The sequence below is a fragment of the uncultured Gimesia sp. genome (genome assembly GCF_937910335.1).
Lineage (GTDB): Bacteria > Planctomycetota > Planctomycetia > Planctomycetales > Planctomycetaceae > Gimesia.
This window is the reverse complement of the sequence record NZ_CALEMX010000014.1, coordinates 1-5,216: the sequence shown is the minus strand read 5'-3', so window position 1 is coordinate 5,216 and position 5,216 is coordinate 1. Positions and strand designations below refer to the sequence as shown.

Sequence of the window (5,216 nt, the reverse complement as noted above, 5' to 3'; positions counted from 1 at the left end):
CATTCAAAGCACAGCAAACGAGCGGCAACCGTCTACCGGAAACTAGCGACAAGCAAGAACATAAAATTATCCGATTTAAAAATCAACAAAATCATGCGCCAAGCTTCACCTTCGTCTTATGTGAGCAAGAACGTCTGCCCCATTATCCTGATTCATGGTGCAAAAGATAAAGTGGTTTTCATTGATTCCACAGACGAGTTTTACAAAGCCATGCAAGCAGCTGATGCAGACATAACCTATCTTCGTTTTCATGATGCAGGCCATGGCGTCATGGGCCAGAAGGGTTCGAAAACAATGCCCGCCATGCATCACTTTTTTGAGAAACATCTCAACACACACTAAACAGTAGCTGGAAAGATTCTAGAACTCTTTATTCAATCAATATTGAGACACAGATTTTGAGCCAGATGAAGCGCAAAAACAAAAGGAAATTGCTGATCGCATGGAAACCGAGTTTGAATTCATCAGGCATCTCATCCACTATTCTTGTCATCTGCTAGTGCCGTTTGTGATTGCAAAGTTGTTCTTCAAAGAGAATTGGAAACAGGCCGGACTCATTATGTTAGCCACAATGCTCATCGACGCCGACCATCTACTGGCGGATCCCATTTTTGACCCAAAGAGATGCAGCATCGGATTTCATCCGCTCCACACTATCTGGGCGGGACTCATTTATCTGGGGCTCCTGGCAATTCCATCCTGGAAATGGCGAGCCGTCGCAGTCGGACTTTTATGGCATCTCTGCACAGACGCCATCGACTGCATCCTCGGCGGACATTGCATCTTCTGCAGTATCCAGTGTGATCCCCTCTATTACGAAATTAATCGCCTATGGGCTTAACGGTTGTTAAGCAAACGCTATGATAAAGTCGTTCTATCGCTGAGAGAAAATATCTTTAAGGAAAAGTCCATGAGATACCACCTGATACTAAGCCTTTCAATCCTGTTCATATTGTACGGAGCACCGTCGCAGATCGACGCAGAAGAGCCGCGCGCACCTCAACCTCATCCCTTCGGCAAACGCGATCATGTCATACAACAAATGAATGGCGCGTCTGCACCCACCGCGCTGCCTGCAGAAATCCAATGGATCAGCGAACCCTGGTACAAAAAACTCAGCGATGAGAACGCCCAGATGCCCTACCTGACATATCTGGTGGAACAGGACCGTGTAATGATGCTGGTGGTCACACATCACCCTACCCACACAGCAATGATCTTCAGTGACGATCACGGAAAAACATGGAGTCAACGAAAATGGTTTAGCCGCGATGCGGAGGGAAAACCGAAGCCGGGAATCGTGTTAGGTCTCACCAATCTCGGCGGTGGAAAATTGATCGTGCAAAAAGACAACGTCGCACACGGCCATTGGCGGAGCAACGATTTCGGCGAGACGTGGAAACACGTAACCGTCGATGATCCCGTCAAGACGCGTTATGTGTGGGACCCTTTATTGGTCGTGAAAAATTCAAAAGGACATACCAAAACAGTGTTCGAAGCCAGTTGGCGACGAACCGGCGTGGCTTGGGGATCACCCGACGGTTTTTATTCACAGGCCTATTTACGCACCAGTGCCGATGAAGGAAAAACCTGGAGCGAAGAATGGAAAGTCCCGCAATGGCTGGGTGTGAATGAGGTCAATCTGATTCAGGCCGCCAACGGCGATATAGTCGCCGCCTGCCGCACCGATTATCCCTCACGATTCGCCCATAATAAACTCGATCATTTCGGCGGACTGGCAGTTTCCACTTCAAGCGATCATGGAAAAACATGGTCGAAGTTGAAGCCTCTGTATGAATGGGGTCGTCACCATCCCAGTATGGTGCAAATGCCAAACGGGGATCTCGTAATGACATACGTGGTGCGTCTGGGTTACCCGGCAACTCATGAGGGACACCCACAATTTGGAGTGGAAGCAATCGTCAGCCATGACCATGGACAATCGTGGGATAAAGAACACAGATACATTCTGGCATCCTGGACAGGCAACATCACAGGCCCCACAGCCTGGTTTTGCAGCGTGCAATCTACGTCAACTGTACTCATGCCCGACGGAACACTTCTGACCGCCTTCGGAACCGGCTTTCGAAATCCCTCAGATGCAAAAATCTGCAAAATGGATGTCGCTCTGGTCCGTTGGCACCTGAAAAAATAAGTGCCGTCAGCAAAATGGTCCTGCGCAACTAAAGAAGCATAGCCGATTGAAACAGGCCATGTTACATACGGGTATACTCGCCATTCCCATCTGTTGATTTGCAGAGCACACTGAGTACATCCGGACCAGACAACCTCGAAAATATTTTCTACTCTTTATCAACAGGCAAACCAGACTTGCGCAGTAAGACCTGAATGGATTCAACGGGCACATCGTGAACGTCCCGTTTCAGTTTCACGGCAAGGGCACCAGCGACGCCGCTCGCCTGACCGGTGCTCATCCAGGTTGGCTCAACACGCAAGGTATTAAAGGCGACACGAGAACAACTCATCGCTATGGGCACAAGCAGGTTTTTACACTCTTTGGATTGCGGCAAAAACGCGCGGTACGGAATCTGATAAACGGGGGTCTCCACAAGATATCCACCTTCGTTGACGACCTCTTTCCCGTCCGGGCTGGCCAATCGTTGCACAACATGCGAATCGACGGGGAACGATCCTAAAGCAACGGAGTCTTTTTTTGAAGTCTTTTCAAAAACGTCCGCTTGTGTCATGACATAATCACCAACCATCCGTCTTCCCTCGCGGATATAGACGTCCCGGGGCCAATGACCATTGTCGACAAATTCGTCTTTTGAGAGCCCCCAGGTCCGAAAGTACTTGCGTTGCGATTCGATGATGCAAGGATCATTTTGAATAAACCAGATCAATCGGCGTGTGTAATCAACGTGTGCCTGCCAAATCACTTTGCGTTTTTCAAGGCTCGCAGTCGGATAGTCATCGCCTCCCCCCGCCAATCCCCAATGCAGCAACCGAGGAACGCCGTCATTGATCATAGCCTTAGAATTGGGTATACCACGACCAAACCCCAATGTGGCTTTCCCACGATTACGTTTCACTTCGCGGCGTAAAATTTCAAATTCGTCCGGATCGTAATCTTCCGGTTTTTCAAGAGCAATGCGACGTTTCGGATCACTCGTAAAACAGGCATACATGTTGAAACATTGCAGATGCTGATCCCCGGCCCCTTCAACCGCATCTGTGGTCAAACCATGCACATGCGGCAACAATGTTTTCCCATCTTCTTCAAAACCGCTGATGGGAAGCCTGTAAATAGGCTCCACGATTTTTCCGGGTGGATTTTTCAGTTTCAATACAACACCCGCCAGCGATTCATTGTATTGTGCTCGACTTTCACGACCGACGGTCCAGGAGACTCCCGCAAGCGGTAAAAGATCGCCTGCATACGAAGCATCGATAAAAATGCTTGCCGTCACTTCACGACCATCACCGGCAATGAGCTTTTGAATGTGAGAATTATTTTTGATAACACGCACGGTCTGAAATGATTTCAAAACGAGAACGCCCTCTTCCTCCAGCCACTGGTCAAAAACCTCTTCCATCACATGTGGCTCGGGACCAGGAGTATCACGTCCATATTTTTTGTTAACACGTTTTTTTAACTCATCCCAGTGTCCTCCAAGTGTGCTGGGAGCCATCCGATTCTCTTCACCGAAACCCAGCGTTTCCGACATGCGACCGCCAACATGATTGAACGGCTCCACAATCACCACCCGCTCGGCCCCCGCTCTTCGCGCAGAAATCGCAGCAGAGATACCTGCAGGAGTCCCTCCCACAATCGCAATATCTGCAGTCACCATTTCTGCGAAGATCGTTTGTGGCGATATACACCATACTAAAAGAAAGAGAAACAGTCTCAACGGTCTCATACAATTCCTGACTTACTAAAGGTAGGAAGTTCGCTCTTAATCTGTTCGGGTAACTCTTCCGAAAGCACCGCAAGTTTAATTGCATAAGCGACAAGTAGCAGAGCGGCAACAATCAAGCCAGCAATTCCTGAATTGGTTTCGCATAGTCAACAAATTGAATCGGGCGACCATCGGGCTTGTAAAATTCTGTCTGGGGGTGGATTCCCGTCAGATGCAGAATCGTTGCCGCAATCTCTTCCGGGCTGACCGGGCGGTCGATGACTGCAGCACCATCTTTATCGCTGGCGCCAATCACTTGTCCCCCTTTAATTCCCGCTCCCGCAAATGCCACACTAAAAGCCTGTGGCCAATGATCACGGCCTCCATCTTTGTTAACGCGGGGAGTGCGACCATATTCGGTCATATAAATCACCAGCGTTTCATCCAGCATACCGCGCTGCTCCAGATCGAGTGTCAGGCCGGCAATCGCATTATCCATATTCGGAAGGCGGCTGCGCAGCGAGGGAAAGATGTTGCTGTGATGATCCCAGCTGTTACGGCCTATCGTTACAAATCGCACACCCGATTCAATCAGCCGCCGTGCAGTTAATGCATAGATATTTTTGGCGTCTGATTTACTCTTGATGCCGTACAAGGCCTTTGTTGCATCGGACTCGGATGAAATGTCGAAGGCTTTCGCTCCGCGACCAGACATCACAATGTCGAGTGCGCGTTCGTCAAATTCATCCCACGCACTCGGCGCTGCGCCGCTATTCGTTCCAGCGGCAAGCTGATTGCGGAGCGCAATCCGTTCTGAAAACCGATCTATCGACTGGCCACTCAACTCCAGAGAGTTTTTCTGAAAACCGCGAAAGGCGGCGGCAGTCGCAGGCAGCCATCCATGCCCGGTGAATTTAGATGTAAAATCGTTACCGGGAATGCTGCAATACGGCGGCATTCCATTTTGGACGCCATGTTGCTGCGCGACGATCGAACCTAATTCGGGATTTCCGGAATGCCCGACGCCCGTTTCTCGCGGCGGCCGACGACCTTCGACCATATAGATCGAACCGCGCTGATGCGCTGCTTCGCCATGTGTCACCGACCGAATCACAGCCAACTTATCTGAAATCTCCGCAAGTCGCGGCATCTGATCAGAAAATTGAATTCCCGGTATCTTTGTCGCAATTGTAGAAAACTCGCCGCGTATTTCCGAGGGGGCATCCGGCTTAGGATCCAGAGTATCGTGATGTGAGATTCCCCCCTGTAGCCAGAAAAGAATGACCGACTTCGCCTTGCCATTTCGAGATTGACTCGCTGCCGCCTCATGACGCAACAGGGACGGCAATGAAA

Annotated in this window: 5 protein-coding genes; 3 read left to right on the top strand and 2 right to left on the bottom strand. The window is 49.9% G+C overall.

Annotation, left to right across the window (positions count from 1 at the left end; all coding sequences use genetic code 11):
* From Q0668_RS00560 to Q0668_RS00550, 3 genes are all read left to right on the top strand, one after another.
* Positions 1-342, top strand: a 342-nt coding sequence (locus Q0668_RS00560) for a prolyl oligopeptidase family serine peptidase (protein ID WP_298858866.1), incomplete at its 5' end; no start/stop codon positions are given.
* 100 nt (positions 343-442) lie between these two features.
* The gene (locus Q0668_RS00555) at positions 443-841 is read left to right on the top strand and encodes a DUF6122 family protein (protein ID WP_298858864.1); all 399 of its coding nucleotides are present in this window, start codon (positions 443-445) and stop codon (positions 839-841) included.
* Between the two features lie 69 nt (positions 842-910).
* On the top strand, positions 911-2,155 hold the full coding sequence (locus Q0668_RS00550; protein WP_298858861.1) for a sialidase family protein: 1,245 nt from the start codon (positions 911-913) through the stop codon (positions 2,153-2,155).
* A 148-nt stretch (positions 2,156-2,303) separates the two neighbouring features.
* Here Q0668_RS00550 and Q0668_RS00545 read toward each other — a convergent pair whose 3' ends face one another.
* Together Q0668_RS00545 and Q0668_RS00540 are read right to left on the bottom strand one after the other, a co-directional pair.
* Positions 2,304-3,884, bottom strand: coding sequence for an FAD-dependent oxidoreductase (locus tag Q0668_RS00545; protein WP_298858859.1), 1,581 nt, complete (start codon positions 3,882-3,884; stop codon positions 2,304-2,306).
* A 112-nt stretch (positions 3,885-3,996) separates the two neighbouring features.
* Positions 3,997-5,216: DUF1501 domain-containing protein (locus Q0668_RS00540; protein WP_298858858.1), on the bottom strand; the 1,220-nt coding region annotated here is incomplete at its 5' end.